This window comes from Nocardia sp. XZ_19_369 (genome assembly GCF_015355715.1).
GTDB lineage: Bacteria > Actinomycetota > Actinomycetes > Mycobacteriales > Mycobacteriaceae > Nocardia.
In genome coordinates this window covers 13,459-29,911 of sequence record NZ_JACVED010000016.1, presented here as the reverse complement: position 1 = coordinate 29,911, position 16,453 = coordinate 13,459, and the positions used below count along the sequence as shown (strand labels likewise).

Sequence of the window (16,453 nt, the reverse complement as noted above, 5' to 3'; positions counted from 1 at the left end):
GAGAGCAGAGCTGATCCGCGGATGCCGGCGTCGGCAGTTCCGTAGGCACGCGCTGCACCTCACAGCGCGGTGGCCCGGTCGCCCGGTCACGGAATCATGGTGGCGGACATATTGGTACGCTGATCAGCGGGAGAATCAGGTGGACGGGTCGAGGAGTCCTGTCATGCCGACTTCAGGTTCGAAACCCTCACGCCACCCGCGTCGTGGACCCGATGTTCACGATCGTCTGGAGCGCAACCGCGAACGGGTGCGCGCGCGCCGGGCTCAAGCTCGACAGCGTGAAAAAGCCATCACCACAGCGGTCAAGCAATACGTCGCGGCATGGGCGGCGGTGGCTGAGTGCGAGAGCAAGCGAGATCGCGACATCGAGGTGTGCCACCAGCAGATACGACAGCTCGAAGCCCGCGCCGAGGAAGAACTGACCGGACACCGTGCACAACAGGCCGCCGCCGCAGCCGCACTTCGCAGAGAAGGCCAAAGCGACGACGACGTCGCTGAGCTGCTCGAAATCACAGCCAAGCAAGCGCGTCAACTGATCTCAGCTGCCCGGATTACTGACGGGAGCGGACCGGCTGACGGCCGTGGTCACGCCCGACCGAACGTGACACCCCAGGGCCGGACGCCTGTCGACGGACCTACCAGATCAAGTAGCGAGACCGAGCCGACGGCGGAGGGCCGTTGACTCACTGAACCAGAATCAAGGTCCTACGCGTGGGAGTCGCTGCCGTCCGGGCTGGCAGTCATGCATCGACGTAATCTCCGGCGTGCCAGACGAACCAGCGAAAATGCTCTGGCAGAAATGCTTGGTGAGCTGGGATGTTCGGCGCCGGAGAGAACGGCCAGAACGCCATGCCGCATCGATGGCAGTACAAGGCCGAACTCCACACCGCATGCGCTGCTCGGCGTCCCCGCAAAATACGGCTATTGAAGCGATTCCTGCCAACCACGATGCAGAAGATAAGGACCGACGGCATAGTCAACACGCCGATCACCAGGGCAGCGGCGAAGAGTATCGACAGCAACCCGACCTCGTCGGGCTGTTGAAGCGCCCGCGCGAATACTGCCAGTGCGAAAAGAGCCGGGACCAGTAGCACCAGCCCGAGGGCAACGAGTCGGCCAACCGGCCGTAGCGCGGGTGCCATCGACAGACTCCGGGCGAGTGCGGTCGTGTGCGTGCGTTCGACTGTCGTCGTCCCCACAATCGGCATCAACCCAGACGGGCTGATACCCACGCCGGTCGTGAGGTTGGTGCCGTAGCTTGTGGACACGCCTTCGGCGTGCGCGGCGGGAACACTCTGAACGCCGTGACCGTCGCCGCAGCGCGGACATGAGATGTCGATCTTCATACGAGCGCCCCCATCCCGGGCAGTATGTCTGCTCGGCTTGCGTGCGGCGGTTACAGGTTCTGTGATGCCAAGCGATTGATCTTTGTGATATCCAACACCTTTGGGCGGCGTCTGTCGAGGGTGCGTGTGCCCTGTTCCATAGAAAAGTGTCACTGCGACCTCCTTGTTCAGGGGTACTTGATGCCCTGGTAGATGGACCAACATGACTGCGCTGCGGCAGTGGATGCTCCCGGCTGCGCGTATGACTTCGGCCTTGAGATGGGGTGTCACGCAATTCATCGACTCCAGGACACCTCGTGCGAACTCGGCCGCATCTTTCGCCCCTGGGGTGCGGCAGCCAGGCTGACAGGTGCGGACGCCTGCGCTGAGTCGACGAAGCCTTACCGAAACGTCCGACCTCAGTAGGCGTCGTCGTCTAGGTGAAGGCTGCCGCCGTATCCGTGGCGGTAATCGGCGACCGCTTCGGCCAGGTAACAAAGCCTTCGTGCCACCACATCCATAGGGTCGGCGACCCGCCAGCTGTCGCCATCAGCGCGAATGCCGTTGATATTGGGTAGCGCCAACAAGTTCAGCGCCGCGATGACTTCCTCTGACGTCGGCGGGGGATCGAGATCGCGACGCACGACTCGTAGAACATCGGCGGTCGCGAAACGGCCCGAGTCCGACTCATCGTCGATGGCGGCCGCGACAACGGAAAGGACGTCACCGGGCCGCTCCTCAGAGGTGGTCATGAGTTGTCATTCTGGTTCGGTAAGCGCATGTTCAGGGCACCATTGACGAGCTTCGATATGACCGCGGTTGTCCGCAACCGGTGGAGTGCATGTATTCGTTTGTCGCGCAATTCCTCCGTATCCGACGAGTGACTCTCGCGGCTACCGGTCGCGTTGACCATGGCGGCGATCGCCTTTGCCTGCGGAGTTCGGCGGCGGTGCCAGGGAGTGCTCGGGGCACCATTGCCGCATCGCGAGCTGGCCGCGGCCGTTGCCGGTAGAGGCGGTGAACTCCACGAGCCCTAGCCATACCCCGTTCCACGACCGGGCCCAGGCATGCAGCAGGCCGGGCACGTTTCCGGTAAAGCGCAGGCCACCCGAGCTGACCCGTAGGGGTACCGACTGCTTTGGGCCGAAGGCTGCCTGCAGGGTCGGAACTGCTTGGCCGAGGTCAACGACGACCGGCATTGGAGGTTCAACGACCCGACGCAGTGGTGGGGTGAACTCCTCCGGCCATTCGTCGAACATAAGTTCGAACTATACCGTGCCCGCCTCGCCGGAGGTGCTCACCAGGGACGCGCGCCATGCGGCAATAGCGGATATGCGGCAATAGCGGATATGCGCTACCGCCGGTCTTCGGCATCGTCGGGCAGAACGAATCGATGGATGGCAGCTGCGAACTGTCGCAACTGCTCACCAGCTTCCAGGTAGGTCACAACCGTCGCGGTCCAGGAAAGGGATTCGCTCGACTGACGGCACAGGCTCCAGTCAAGCTGAACATGTCCCAAGGTCGAATGTCGCGCCTCGATACGAAGCTCGTGGTCCATGCTCTCCCACGTCCGGATCCCTTGCCAGCCAGCGAAATCCCGCTCCAAGCTGCTGATGAATCCCGGGAGTGAGCGACCAGCGACGTAATCGAGGATGAGACCACGCATCGACGCCACCATCCCATCCGCAGACAACTCGACACACACCGCTACGTAGTCGTCGCTGTATGGAACGGTGCGGTGCCACAGCCGCACCCCGGTGCCGTCGGAACGATCCATGAGCTCGATCGCCTCATCTCGCTCGACCATCTCACTGTCGAATTCGCAGGTCACCGGTCGAGGCTAGTGACTCGATTGCGGTCCGCATCGAAAGAGTCGGATGACACTCACACGATCTCGTTGCGTGGTGGATCTGCGTCGTCCAACACGTGCAGAGTCGGGGCGGCGGCTGTCCAGAATCGAGCGGTCAGCGGCAAGAGAGTGCGTGGTAGGACGCGACCTGGCAGGCGTGCGCACTGAAGTCGGCGGGCCGAGGCAGCGGGCTTATTTGCGTCGGCGGGGCTCGAAGTCCAGTCCAGGCACGACGACGTGCCTGGAGGGCAAGACGGACAAGGTCCTAACAGAATCTCCTCGGACTCGATGGGTGCTCGACGCACACTGCGGCGCGGTCAGGGGCGGGTGGTCAGGGCGGGCCAGAGGATGGTGGTGAGCTGTTCGGGCAGGCTGGCGCGCGCGGCGGCGGCGTCGCCGCGCAGGAACGCGCCGAAGACCATGGTGGCGATGGTGCGGGTGTCGATATCGGCGCGGACCGCGCCGCGCTCGATGAGCTGGTGCAGGACGTGTTCGACCTGGGTGACGCGGGGTTCGACGGCGCGGGTCACGACGTGGGCGAGGAGTTCGGCCACGCGTTCGGCTTCGCTGATGAACCCGCCCTGCACGAAATCGGCCGCGCCGCAACAAAAACGGCAGGTAACCTGACTTGGCTCAAGATCGCTGATCTTGGGTAGGGTGCTGGCTGTTGAGCTGCGGTTTCGTCGTGTGAACGGCGAAAATCTGCGCACTAAGCCGGCCGGTTCTAGGGGTCTGCCCATCGCTTCCCGGTTACGGCTTCAGCGACAAGCCGGGCGTTGTTCGTCGACGAGGTCCGGTCATTCTTCCGGCTGGTCCGCTGATGGTCACCCGTACTCGGTAAGCGGCTGGCTAAAGATCAAAAAGTGCCCATCGGGTGTCCGTACGTTGAAGTCGCGCATCCCGTAGGGCCGGTCAGCCAGTGGCTCGACGATGTCGGCGCCGCGGGCGCGCAACTCGTCGTGGCAGGAATCGACGTCGTCGACGACAACCACCACCCTGGCCGGGCCGACGCTGCTTTCGGCGTATAGGTGGAACTCGGCGGTGTCGCGGATCACGGCCGCGTAGCTAGGTGGGGTCTCCCAGGTGAATATGGTGTCGAATCCGAGCACGTCCGTGAAGTACGACCGCGCTGCCTGCACATCTCGGCACGGCAGCACGGGAACCGCCACCCGCATGACCATTCCGTCACCTTACCTGACTTTGGCTCAAGATCGCTGATCTTGGGTAGGGTGCTGGCTATTAGCGGTTCCTCTCGGTGGTAAGGGGAAGCTCTGCACGTTCACGGTAGGGCCTGCAGAGGCGGGCCGTGCGGTGAACGGAATTCCGTACCGATCGTGAGATGTGTTGCGCCACAAGATCACATTCCAAATGCGCGCCTCAGCGAGAATGCTCGCTCATCGGGAGAAGAGGATGTCCCAGAAGCGTTGATGGCCGACCGGTTCGAGGCCGGCCACCGATCGCTCACAACGCGCGCTCCGCGGCATTATCGCTCACTCGTTCTGACTGAAGTCAGCATGGATGAGTGCGATACAGAACGCCCTACGCTGATGAGCGGACGTTCGACCGCGCTGGCAACTCGCCTGGAGACGATTACCGGCCGTGCCCCATTCGTGCCCTGAGCCAGGGTCAAAGGGGGTAAATCCGGGTACCTCACGCGCAACCGGTAGCCCAGGTCAGGCCGTTTTCCCGCCTATTCGCCTGCTTCCCAAGCAGATGGCACGTACTAACGTGCGAGCGAACATGCTGTTGCGCAATACTATTCGAGCGTCGATACCCTGGCATTCCCGCTGGCTGCACCCACCAACCTGAACAAATTGAGGGATCGTGTCCACAAAGGCAGACATCATCAAAACCATCCGCGACAACTGGGCCGAGCACAGACTCCATGCAGAAATGGATCTCGCCTTGGGAGCGATGGTCCGGGCAGCTGCGTCTGCTGAGTTCAGTCTCCAAGGCACCATCCGAACGATGGTCGGCGGCGAGTATGCGTCCCTCGTCACGGCCGCGATGCCTGCCTCCAGCATGATCGATGCGATCAAGCGCATTCTCGACGTTGGAGCGGTTGGCGTTGCACAAGCCGAGGAGCTGGCTGAGATACTCAACCGTTGCCGCGCAGCATTTCAGCAGCGAAACAAGTACGTCCATGGAATGCGGCTATCCGCGACCAACAACGCCTTCATCCTCACCAACAACCGCCGTAACGGCATGTTCGACCGCCACGAGATGGATCCGGAGGCGCTCCTTGAACTAGCGGCCGAGTTCGCCGTCCTAGGACACGAGATCTCGACATGGACGTACCAGGTGTTCGTACTGGACAGGGAAGAAGACAACGACGACGATAGCCCGGTGCCATAGGTCACGACTAGCGGCTCGGTATCACCGCGATGTCACAAGTACCCCGAACAGCCCCGGATGTGGTCGGACCGAATCCGCAGGTGGACGGTACGCCGGAAGACTGGCGAGTGCCCGCATAACGGGCCGGGGCTGCCTCCGGAGCAGACGCACGCACATCGGCTAATACAGTGCTTCGACGCGGCGGTAGCCGAGTCCAAGGAACGCACCGGGGAGGCCGCCAGGAACTGGCAGATGATCGCGCCGAACGGGAACGGGAACGCGCCGACCTCGACGCCAACACCGCACGGATTCAGCAGGTGCCGATGCCCTGCAACGCGCCCTCCACGCCGCCGAAGCGGCGGTGGCCCGCCTCAATCCGAAGACGCGCTGAAACCCCCGTCAACCCCGCAGCGCCGGTGCGGGCCGCCGCGCCCTGCGGCGAGGGTCGTCCCGGGATCGAACGAATCGAAATCGCAATGCCGATACACGGAACGAACCAAGGTCGACCTGCGATAAGTAGGATGTGGTGGTACTTCCGCAAGATCGCGAAGCCACCGTGAGCCGGATGCGTTCTTGGTTCGATGGGTCACGGTGGCAGGTCGTTGGCGGAGTTCTGCTACCTGCGGGCGTCGGAGTTTGCTTGACGCTGGGCAAAGATTTCGCGGATCGCGGCGATTGGACATGGATTGTCGTCGGGATAATGCAGCTGATCATTGTCGTTTTCTTTCAGCTCGCTGAGAAGCGCCGACGAGAGGTCGAGCTTGATGAAGCCGGCCGTCTTCGCGTCGCGATGAAGGATGCGCTCCAGCCGTTGGCTGGACTGATAGCGGATATGCCCGGGATGAACGAGTCGGAGCGGTCAGCCCAGCTCAGGTGCATTGCTCACCAGGCCGTTGGGGCTCTCAAACTATTGCTCAAGGACGTCGACCGGTTACGGGCCGTGGTCTACGCAATGGCTGGAGACGATGGCCCGATGGAAGTCATCGGCTACTGCGGGAGGGGTGATGGAAGGCCACCGGAGCCGTTCGTTCCTGGTACGCCTCGGGGCGATCTTGCCATTGCGATGGTCAGAGAGCGTGAGACCAGGTTCATGCGTGATATCGACCAAGAGGCTCCTGAGAACTACGGAGGTTCCCGAAAGGGCTACAAAACCTTCATAGCGGCCGCAATAAAGAACGGTGAGTACGGGTATGGAATGGTGACCGTCGACGCTCCGCGGGCTGGCGACTTGGTTGACACCGACATGCAAATCGTCATGCTGGTAGCAGATCTGCTGGCGATCGCGTTTGCTGTTCGAACGCGGATAGCAAGCTCCGACTGAAAGCGAAACCCGTTGGGGGCTCGCCGTCGATCGTGAAGGAAGGACGCGAGATGGGCAAGATCAAGCTAACCAACCCCAGGAAGCAGACGGTCGTTGACTTTACGTCCAGCGATGCCCGTGAGGCGGTCTGGGCCTCTGCGCGTCAGGCTGTGCGAGAAGAAGCTCCGGCCGTCAGAGCCCGTTCACTCCGTGCGCAGAGCAGCAAACCGCATGTATCAAAACCACAGGGACGAAGGCTTCTGGCCTTCAACTTAAGGTTCAGCGCAGGTCAGCGACCGAAGGACTAAACAAGTCAGTGGCGCGTACGCCCCCGTGCCCAAAGACCAATGAAGTGGCGTTGCATCTAATCCGACAATGGCACTGTGACCTCGGTCGGGCCCTTGTCGGCGCGCACGCCGCGCCAACTGGGGTGGCGCAGGCTGGATCCGGTCACTTCGCGGTATTCGACCTCGCCGATAATGTGCGGACGGCACCAGCGCGCAGCGGCCGCGATCGCCGGGAACCACGTCGGCTACCGGTGAGTCCGCGGTGGCCAGTGCGAGGAGTTCGGGGTTCCTCCGCGGCTTCGGTATCGGCTAACTGCCCGAACTGAGCACAGCCCGACCGGGAGGCTTGCTGCCCTCGTCGCCCGGTAGTGCCGGGGCCCACGCAGCTCGAACCGGGCAGCGTGGGCTTGTGAAAGATCAACGAGCCGAGGACCTCAGCTATGCCGGATAGCTGAACCTTTGGCTGAGAATCGTGCGGCCAGAAAATCCAGCCGAAGACGAGGAAGGCTACCCCCAACAGGGCGACGATCGCAATTACCCGTCGACGGATCTTCGGGTCGTGCCCGTTCGAAGTATTAATGCGCACATTACGGCCACCCGTAGATTTGGCCGGCGACGATGCCACCCTGTACTGGGCCGGTGTTAGTAACGGCACCGGCGGAGGTATGTGACGGAACCTGCCCCAAGAGGGCATTGATCTCTGCGGCGAAGCCAGGGTCGTTCATTGCCGCGTCCTCGAGCGTCTGCTGCGCATCGCGGCGCGTGTTCTCGGGGACCGACCCAGCACTGGCGTCGTCAGCGAGCTGTCGAATAGCTGCGGTCATGCCAAGTTTTCGGGATACGATCTCCCATAGCCGATCGGCAGCGGCATCGACGACTTGATCAGTGCGACTGTCGAGGCGCCCTGCTGCCCGATTCCCTTTACCGATCAGCCAGGCGACGATCATCCCGACAACGACTTCCATCCCCATACTTATTTCTCCCACTCGAAATAGAGCTACTCACAGCCCTATCGCAAAAAGAGGCGAACGCACTACATGTAATTGAGTGTGTCGACAGAGCGTGTTGTATCCAGTAGCGCTGTTTGTTTCACTAACTGCGTTATTTGTTTTTGCAAAGAAATGGAACTTCAAAGTCCGCAGCTACCGTCGCGAGCGCGTTTCGGCGAGATCAATCCGATGGCCTCACCCTGATCCGCCGACGAGGCTCCGGTTAGGCCGCCGCCCTGGTCGCCGCACTCGCCAGCGTGCGGCGGTGTATCTAGCTCCTCTGAGGTACTGGCGGCCAGCTGGTTGTGGGTGAGATCCGAAGAGACACAGTCTGATGACTGTCTCTTCGGGGTGGGTACAGCATCGTCTGGCGATGCCATCGGCTTCCTCCTCCGCACGCCCGATATCTACGTCGGATCGCATCCGACCTGCTCGACCCGACGCGATGCGTACGCGCGGACAACTAACTTCTAGGCGCCGCGTCCCCGACCCGTCCCCTCCAGCAGCGAGAACTTTCCAATTTCCGCTACCACCAGGAGAACTCGGGGACTCCGTTGCGGCGGTCGCCTATCACGTTCAGCGAGAACCCATCGAAAGGGCAACCCCATCATGCCGAACGTGCCAGCCGACCGCACAGCAAGCCCCGAACCCGCTGACGCCTCCTGTACGAAGTGTGGATCACCCGCTTGTCTCGCACTGGTCCGGGGCACCACCCCGCCGGCGAACTGGATCGACTTCCTCGACCGATTGCTCCGACTGGTCTCCAGCGGCCACTGGACCTGGATACACATCGCCTATCTGACCGCGATCACCGGCGCCCTCGCCGTGATACTTGTGCTGCTGTCTCTCGCTGGACCGGGCTGGCCTGTCGTCCTCGGTGGCGCTGCGGCTGTTTCTGTGCTCGGCGTACGCCTCTTTCGTCGTCGTTAGCCGCAACAGCCTCAGGTGGCCGCCGGTGCCTGTCGCGACTGGTGGAGAGTGCGCCCACCCGCCGCTCAAAGGTCAACGCCGCGCCGGACTAACGTCATGCCCACTGTCCGAACGAGAACGCCTCAGGTGGACAGTGCCGTCGGGTACCGAGACGCCGACTGGGTTTAATACCTTGCCGTCCAGTGGCACACTGCGCGAAGTGGACAGATCTAGCGATCGCGCCACGATATGTTTCTGCATGCACGCATTCCGCCACGCGCTAGTTTGTCCGCGCGTTGACGCACGGCCTGTATCAACCGGTAAGGCGGGACAATCCGAGCGCACGGCGGCGCGCGGTTCTGCCCGCCCGACCGAGTGTGCCGCCAACTACTTGAAAGGCGCGGAAGGAAGTGGAGCTGCTAAGGGCATACAGGACAGCTGATCCGGCCTGGGCAGAGGTGGAGATGTCTTGGTGCCCAATAACTTCCATTGCCAAGGCAACGCCTTGCAGCAGGGCCGCCACAGCCGTCAGTGTGCGCTGGAAGCTGCGGCGACCGGCAGAGCCGCCATGGTCGGGCGAACTGTCTCGGTCGACAGAAGCACAGACTCGTGCGACATGTGGCATGAAGCCGCCGCTAGCGGCGGCTGATTGGCGAGGATCTTCGTTGAGATGGGGCGCAACGGGTTCTGTCGCGCGATCGCGCTGACACCCCACCGGTGTATGACCGCTAACTGTGTTGTGGGTACCCACGGCAACTCCCTGTCAGATCAGCTCTAGATACTGCACAAGACTACGCCAAAGGTGCTTGTTTGCACCATTACGCTGCAAAGTGGGATGGACGCGCTATGCTAGCGGCATGGACCGGATAGATGAGTCCAGCGCCTCTGGCGCGGGCGATGCGCGAAGTGCGTCGAATGACCGCCGCAACGAGGCTCGCAGGCTTTATGATGTGGCTGCACTTCTTGGAGAGGTCGCGAGTATGTCACTGGAGCTTGACGAGCTACGGCAAAAGCTCGACCAAGCGGCTGTTCAAGCGCGCGAACTCGGGGCCTCGTGGGCTCAGCTTGCCCGCGCGGCCGGCATCACGCCGCCCTCGGCGCAGCGTCGGTGGGATCCAGTCTCCAAGGAGCGTCACCGCAACTATCAGCGAGATCGTCAACGCAAACTGGCCGAGTAGGGCTCGTCGTTTGCGGGGGCCGGCCGTTCCGGAGAAGCCGTGTCACTTGAGAGCAGTGTAGAGGAACTTCTTATAGGCAACCGGCTCATCTACCTCCCGGATGCGCTAAATGGTTCCACGGAACTCCCAGCCAGAGAGTTCGATCATCAGGCCGCCGAGGATTCAGAGGATGCGGCGCATGCTCTCGATTCAGTCGATGGCCTGAGCAGGGCCATCCGCGCTCGGGCACTAGCAATTGGTTTCGCAATCAATAACACCGTCGTACTTTCGCGATCATCAATATCGCTCGGCGTCGAAGAGGTTGTGAGGTGGATACGTAATGAGGAGATCGTGCGCGTAGTAGGCGCCGGAAGAGCCCTGCTAGCCGCAGCGATACCTGCAAACCGATTGGCCCATTGCGGCGCTCACGTATACGTCGCACACGACGTGGTGCCTCTTCCGAACACGATAAAAGGCGGCAATATCCTAGCTGCGAGTGCTTCGGGTCGATCCGCATCCGTCCTGAATATTATGCGAACAGCTAGAGCTAGGAATCCGGTCATCCGAATCCTTGGTATAGCAGACAATGATGCGACAGCATTCGCTGAGCTGTGCGACATATTCATCGGAATTCATCAGCAAGATAGTCCTCATTCGAACCCGCTCCAAGCGCTGGCCGACACCGGCGAGTACGTCATAAGCGAACTCCTGGACGCAATGGTCGTCGCAGCGGCAAAACGGGTCGGGTTAACAGATCGTAATTTCCGGGAAGGACACGAGGACTTAGGTGATACCGGCCCATATCTTCCAGAGGACAGATAATATGACGGGCCAATGGAATTCAATGCCTCCCAGGCCCATTTCACGTTTTGTAGGTCGCGAGAGCGAGATTCGAACAGTCAGAGATGCTGTCCGTCGCCATCGCGTTGTAGTCATATCAGGGCCTCCCGGGGCTGGCAAAACGGCGCTAGCCACAGTTGTATTCTCCCAGTTCAGGGATGTGTCGACCCATTTTTTAGCGGCTGCGATTCTTCCGGGCCATGGGATGACTGAGAGATCTTTGCTCGACACGATCTATCGTATGGTCTCTGGTCGAACTTCGCCGTCACCTGAGCTGAATCTTGTGCCTGAGATAATCATTGAGTCATTGAAGACTCAAGAGCAAGATTCCCTTCTCTTGTTCGTTGATAACGTCGAGGAAGCTGTCGCGCATGGAACACATTTTTGCCGATTGCTAGCAACTCTTCGTGTTCAGAACGCGCTGACGCTGATCTTGACCACACGCGAAGGTGGTCGTGCATTTGATCAATCCATTTGGCGCCTGAAACTAGAAGGTATTCGTGAAAATAGTGCTATCATCGATATAGTTGGGCCAGAGGTTCGGGGGCGCCTCGGTGACCCGGTTATCCTCGATGTCGCGGACCGGATAGGTCGGCTCCCGCAGAATCTTCTATATTTTCGATGGTCGGCCACAGATGTGCCGGATGACTTCGTAGCGTCGTTCCTTAATCAGCGCCATACTGCAAGTATCCACGCAGTTCGGGTTGCATTGGAGAATATTTCTGGCCGTGAGGCACTCATGGCGTGTGGGCTTCTGCGCAAGATCGATGTTCCGCTTGAGCTTGTTCACTATCTGTGTGACAGTTTGACGTCAGTAAGTGTAGAAGATCTGATTTTGGAAGCCGTCTCTCTTCAGATTCTTCTTGTAGTCCCGGGATCCGTCGGCCAAAAATACCAGCTACACCCCCTGGTCCATCTTGATCTGACCCGCCTGGCTGAAGAACACGGGCGGAGGTGGGCCGCTCGGGTCCACGAACTTGCGATAAGTTACTACTCATCCGCCCTCCTGGTGGACTCGCTTGACACCCGTGCGGTCCAGGAATGTGTCCATCATATGCTTTGTCTGCAGCAAATCTCTGAAGCCCATGGCACGCTGCTGGCTGCAGGGCTGGTAGAGCGCTGGCGCCGGGCCGGTTTGGCTGTTCAGCTGCAGGAGCCACTTGAGGCAATCGCCATAGCCGTGTCTCAGAATCCCGGTTCACTGTCTGCCGAAGAGCAAGCGCATCTGGCTCTCCTTCGTGCCCACATCGCATCCGACATGGGAAACCCGCAAGATTGCTTGGAAAGGCTTCGTGAAGCGCGCCAGAATCTCGTCGGAGTCGCTGATGACCGGTCCCAAGAACTTATGCGACGTGTCTGGGTGCAGAGCGCTATCTCTCACGGGAATCTTGGCGATACCGACGCCTGTATCGCTAGCTATCAGCGGGCGATCGAGGCCGATCCAACTGCCGTCCATTCTGAAACTGCGGCCTGCATGGGCTATCTTGGATACCAATATTGTGACCTGCTCGACTTCGGTAGTGCGCTGCGCTGGAGTGAGTTGGCCCTGGACGCGTGCTCCATTGACCGGGACCCGGCGGTATTCTCGCGCAATCTGTGCAGCCGCGGCCTCGTTCTGTACTACGCCGGTCGGTTGTCGGAAGCCAGGGTCCTTTTCGAGCATGCACAGAACCTAGCGGCACACACTACCTCTCCGTCGTTCGATCTCAGGGAACTGGGCCGAGTGCTCCTTCATCTTGGGTTGGTCTATCTGGCGCAGCCTGACGTAGCAATCGCGCAAGTGCATGCAACGTTGGCGGAGGCCCACAGGCGATGCGCCGAATCAGGGGACTCGCGGCGAACCGCTATAGCATGTGCGCGCCTCGCGCTTGTCGATGCCCACGAAAGCAACTTTGGGGTAGCAGCTGAAAAACTGCAGCTCGCGACAAATGACCATTTGCGGATCGGTGATAAGCGAAGTCTGACAATGACCCTGCTTGCCTGGACCGCAGTTGCTTACGTCCGAAGACACGCCCGGATCCCTCCCACTCACTCCGAAGCTTTCGATGCAATACAATCTAGCCTGCCAACTGGGATTCCTGAGCTATGTCGGACTATGGCGACGAGCGCAGAAGGGATGCGACTGGTCACGGCCTGGGACGAGCGACATCGATGGTTATATTTCGGACGACTGGCAGACAGGCGACCCTCATGGATGAAACCTTAAAATAAGTCTACTAGGAGATAATTCAAACGTGGTTCTTTCAATGCATAAAAATCCCGTTGGGGGTACTCCTCGTATGGATCAGCAAGTCATTCTCGCGCTGATGCAAGCCGGTGCGGTCGCGCGAGGGTTTGAGGGCAAGGTCGCGAATGATGGCAAGGTAGACGATACAGCCATGCCACACGATACCCCGGAACTCAGAGAGCGTCGTGCCGCGAAAACCACCGTCGACGTGGTGGTTCAGGATGTGCTTTTGATTGCTGCCGCAGCCTACTGGGGGAGTGGCCTCTCGTTGGATGCGGAGGAGGAGTCGTCGATGAGACGTCTGTTCCGGCGGTCAGATAGCGCCACGTTGGTTATTGATCCAATTGACGGAACCATGGAGTATCTTCTGGGGCGGGACTCGTATTCTATCTGTCTTGGCTTGGCTAGCAGGGGACGCTTCGGTCCTGTCTATATTTACTTCCCGCGCCGGGATCAGCTTTACTGGACCTCGGAGCAAGATGAAGCATTGATGGCGGCCGGTGCCTCGATAAAGTCGCCGCTCGAAGTGACACATATCAAACCCCAATTGTCCGACTCAAATATTGTATATGTCAATGGTCGGGTGCCTGTAGAGGCGCAAAATGAATTACGGGATCTTGGCTTGACTATTGTAGATGACACTGAAAATGATAGAGGTGCTCCGAATTGTCTTATCGACTGTATCAATGGTCGAGCTCTGTGCTACGTCAGTCATACTCGTCAAATGCGAGATATTATGCTAGGCGCTGTCATCGCTGCGATACCGCAAGGCTATGCTCTTAACTGGGAGGGTAAGGCGTTGGAATGGCCTAATGGAGGTCGTGTACCTCGAGCTGTTTTTGGCGTCGGCCATCTGTCTTCGAAGATATGGAGTATTCTCAAAAAATACTAGGTGGGCTCAATTCGAGGCATTAGGCAATTTCACCCACGAAGGATAACAGCGCCTTTTCCACAGGGCGAGGCGTCGGTACGCCGAGACGGAGTGCCCGCTCTGTCGACAGCGCCGATTGCTTTGGACGCGCGGGGTCGCTTGCGGAGGGCATCCCCGGCGATATGCTCGGCTCGGTGACGCCGAGAAGGGCGGCCAAAGTCATTGACCAGGCATATTTCGTCATGATCGAGGGTGACGCGATGTGAAGAATTCCAGTAATCGGTTTTGCGGCAACAGCGATGAGGGCAACCGCGACATCGTCGACAAAGGTGGGCTGTCTGAGGTGGACGTCATCGATAGCAACAGGTGTCTGGTTTCGCAGTGCATGCACTATGGCGGTTGCCCAGTTGTGTGCCGTTTCGTTATCCCCGTAGAGGAGCGGTAAGCGAACAATGAGACAGTCTTGTGCATGTTGTAGAATGTGTTCGGAATGCAATTTAGTTGCCCCGTAAACTTGCAACGGTGCGGGGATATCTCCCTCGCAATGAGGTAGTGCAGATGGTTCTCCGAATACGTAGTCTGATGAGATATGAACTAGACGGCACCCACGGGCAACTGTAGCATTCTTAATATTGGCAACAGTATCAACATTGGCCCGGTAGGCTTGTTCCGGTTCGCGTTCGCACTGGCGTATGTCCACCAATCCGATGCAGTTAACGCAGACCGCAGGTTGGTATCTGGTAAAGAATCGGTTCACTGCCTCCGGGTCGGTTGCATCGAGGCGCGTCGCGGGATCTCCGCCTGAACGGCTAGACGTGACGACATCACGCGATTGTCCCAAGATTCTGGTTAGGCTTCGACCGAGAGTTCCGGATGCCCCAAGTATTGCCATAGTCATACTTCATTATAGTCGCAACGTCCAACGCGCATTCGAGCCGCTGCGGGTGTGATCTACGAAGGTAGAGTCTATGTACGATTGGAGAATCGTACTAGGATTCCGGTGGCGTCGTCGGAGTGTTTGTACCGGAGATGGCGCCAGTCGGGATCATCGTCTTCGCTGCGGCGCTTGATCTCCATGAGATTCGCAAACCCCGCGTCTGAAATAATTGTCAACAGTAGGTTCCGGTCGGGACCGCGTTTGATAGACATATCTTGAGGAACAAGTCCATCGGTTCCGAGCAGCACGGAGTGTAGACGATCTAGGGCAAGGTGGCCCGATTGGATATAGCGATAGGCATTGGAGTCTCCGTTGATGCAGCCGCTCCCGTTGCCGGCGGCACTATTGTTGCGTTCTTTCGCCATATCAATCAAGGCTAACGCGACACGGAAATCGTTTCTCGCATCGCGATTGGTCTTACCATCTTGAGTAGCTATTTTCCGGACGAGTGACAAAACTTTCCGATCGTATGATTCATTTCGATTGTCTGTGAATAACTCGGAGGATCCGTCAGTATAGTATGCAATGCCGAAGCTGTCGCCTATGTGGCCAAAAGTGACGGACTTCCGGTATCGATTGACTCTAATGATCGTTGCTGTCGATGAAGGTAGAGTTGTTGTGTCACACATATCCACTCCATCGATAGTTTTCGTTGCTGCGCCGAGTCGCTCATTCAGCTCAATTAGTATTTTCATGGCATCTGAACTGTGGATGTTTGGGATAGCATCTTTCAGGAAATGTGCTGCAAAATGTGCACCCGTCTCATCGTTAAGTCCCGCAGTACTCTTCAGGGAAGTTATGCCATCAAACACTGCGGCTGTCAGTCCAGAGCCGTCGTCGCATACAGCGAGGGAATCCTCGTTCGGCGTCCTCGGATCCCCGGGTGCTGTGGTCGCCACGACCGAAACCTTCCCCCAACGCATTGAGAAGCCTGCGCGGAGGTGCACCTCCCGATCGTCGGGCGCTGACGTCAACTCGGCTCTCATGTCCATATCTTCGCACTGCGCAGCCATGAGATTCGATTTATTCGCACTTATCTCGCTGTTATCGCGCTCGGTGTTTGTAGCTTGACGTGTTCCAGCCGAGTTGATGGAGGCTAGCTAGGTCGTTGTTCGTGCGCGGCTAAAGCATCGATTCACCGGGCGCGGAGTCAGCAACGCGCGCGACCGTTCGTTCGTTGCCACTATGGACTAGCTGCAGTCACGTACGATTGCCCCTTCTGCACGGAGTCGACGGCGCGATATCGACCTCATGGTCGTTGTCAGTCGGGCAGATCCCGTTTGCGCAGGTCGTGTGTTCAGCGCGTGTGTCCCCCTTCGGTCATGGCCAATAAGCTCACATGGCCATAAACCTGGCGCTATCTGGCTGCCCATCTACGCATGTAGATGGCCTGGCAGGGCTTGTCGATGATGTACCGCTAAGGCAAGC

The 16,453-nt window shown here is 59.4% G+C and carries 17 protein-coding genes; 6 read left to right on the top strand and 11 right to left on the bottom strand.

The features are described from left to right. Positions 1-187: 187 nt before the first annotated feature. The 7 genes from IBX18_RS40685 to IBX18_RS40655 form a co-directional block, all read right to left on the bottom strand. Positions 188-532 (bottom strand): hypothetical protein, encoded by a 345-nt coding sequence (locus IBX18_RS40685; protein ID WP_194838744.1) that lies wholly within the window; start codon positions 530-532, stop codon positions 188-190. 208 nt (positions 533-740) lie between these two features. After that, a complete protein-coding gene (locus IBX18_RS40680; RefSeq protein ID WP_194838743.1) occupies positions 741-1,346 on the bottom strand; it encodes a hypothetical protein in 606 nt (201 codons plus the stop codon). Positions 1,347-1,744: 398 nt separating this feature from the next. After that, positions 1,745-2,077: a hypothetical protein gene (locus IBX18_RS40675; protein WP_194838742.1), complete on the bottom strand. Its 333-nt coding sequence runs from the start codon at positions 2,075-2,077 to the stop codon at positions 1,745-1,747. A gap of 141 nt (positions 2,078-2,218) precedes the next feature. Then, the gene (locus IBX18_RS40670) at positions 2,219-2,584 is read right to left on the bottom strand and encodes a hypothetical protein (RefSeq protein ID WP_228542569.1); all 366 of its coding nucleotides are present in this window, start codon (positions 2,582-2,584) and stop codon (positions 2,219-2,221) included. A gap of 95 nt (positions 2,585-2,679) precedes the next feature. Then, positions 2,680-3,156, bottom strand: coding sequence for a DUF6228 family protein (locus IBX18_RS40665; RefSeq protein ID WP_194838741.1), 477 nt, complete (start codon positions 3,154-3,156; stop codon positions 2,680-2,682). A gap of 335 nt (positions 3,157-3,491) precedes the next feature. Then, complete coding sequence (locus IBX18_RS43325) at positions 3,492-3,761, bottom strand: TetR/AcrR family transcriptional regulator C-terminal ligand-binding domain-containing protein (RefSeq protein ID WP_306796636.1); 270 nt, start codon at positions 3,759-3,761, stop codon at positions 3,492-3,494. Between the two features lie 237 nt (positions 3,762-3,998). Then, positions 3,999-4,355: a VOC family protein gene (locus tag IBX18_RS40655; RefSeq protein WP_147141757.1), complete on the bottom strand. Its 357-nt coding sequence runs from the start codon at positions 4,353-4,355 to the stop codon at positions 3,999-4,001. 643 nt (positions 4,356-4,998) lie between these two features. Between IBX18_RS40655 and IBX18_RS40650 the strand changes: the two genes are divergently transcribed. Beyond that, positions 4,999-5,529, top strand: coding sequence for a hypothetical protein (locus tag IBX18_RS40650; protein ID WP_194838739.1), 531 nt, complete (start codon positions 4,999-5,001; stop codon positions 5,527-5,529). Positions 5,530-6,148: 619 nt separating this feature from the next. After that, the gene (locus tag IBX18_RS40645) at positions 6,149-6,829 is read left to right on the top strand and encodes a hypothetical protein (RefSeq protein WP_194838738.1); all 681 of its coding nucleotides are present in this window, start codon (positions 6,149-6,151) and stop codon (positions 6,827-6,829) included. Positions 6,830-7,172: 343 nt separating this feature from the next. Here IBX18_RS40645 and IBX18_RS40640 read toward each other — a convergent pair whose 3' ends face one another. Continuing rightward, positions 7,173-7,322, bottom strand: coding sequence for a hypothetical protein (locus IBX18_RS40640; protein WP_194838795.1), 150 nt, complete (start codon positions 7,320-7,322; stop codon positions 7,173-7,175). Between the two features lie 360 nt (positions 7,323-7,682). Next, a complete protein-coding gene (locus IBX18_RS40635) occupies positions 7,683-8,066 on the bottom strand; it encodes a hypothetical protein (protein WP_194838737.1) in 384 nt (127 codons plus the stop codon). Between the two features lie 1,784 nt (positions 8,067-9,850). Here IBX18_RS40635 and IBX18_RS40630 point away from each other — a divergent pair. From IBX18_RS40630 to IBX18_RS40615, 4 genes are all read left to right on the top strand, one after another. Next, complete coding sequence (locus IBX18_RS40630) at positions 9,851-10,171, top strand: hypothetical protein (RefSeq protein WP_194838736.1); 321 nt, start codon at positions 9,851-9,853, stop codon at positions 10,169-10,171. Positions 10,172-10,210: 39 nt separating this feature from the next. Beyond that, complete coding sequence (locus IBX18_RS40625) at positions 10,211-10,972, top strand: hypothetical protein (protein ID WP_194838735.1); 762 nt, start codon at positions 10,211-10,213, stop codon at positions 10,970-10,972. A 1-nt stretch (position 10,973) separates the two neighbouring features. Next, the gene (locus tag IBX18_RS40620) at positions 10,974-13,196 is read left to right on the top strand and encodes a tetratricopeptide repeat protein (RefSeq protein ID WP_194838734.1); all 2,223 of its coding nucleotides are present in this window, start codon (positions 10,974-10,976) and stop codon (positions 13,194-13,196) included. A gap of 73 nt (positions 13,197-13,269) precedes the next feature. Beyond that, on the top strand, positions 13,270-14,109 hold the full coding sequence (locus tag IBX18_RS40615) for an inositol monophosphatase family protein (RefSeq protein ID WP_194838733.1): 840 nt from the start codon (positions 13,270-13,272) through the stop codon (positions 14,107-14,109). A 19-nt stretch (positions 14,110-14,128) separates the two neighbouring features. Here the strand turns inward: IBX18_RS40615 and IBX18_RS40610 are convergent, their stop codons facing one another. Continuing rightward, a complete protein-coding gene (locus IBX18_RS40610) occupies positions 14,129-14,980 on the bottom strand; it encodes an SDR family oxidoreductase (RefSeq protein WP_194838732.1) in 852 nt (283 codons plus the stop codon). 74 nt (positions 14,981-15,054) lie between these two features. Further along, positions 15,055-15,924 carry a protein phosphatase 2C domain-containing protein gene (locus tag IBX18_RS40605; RefSeq protein WP_194838731.1) on the bottom strand — a complete coding sequence of 290 codons (870 nt, stop codon included), beginning with the start codon at positions 15,922-15,924 and terminating at the stop codon, positions 15,055-15,057. Positions 15,925-16,453: the final 529 nt, after the last annotated feature.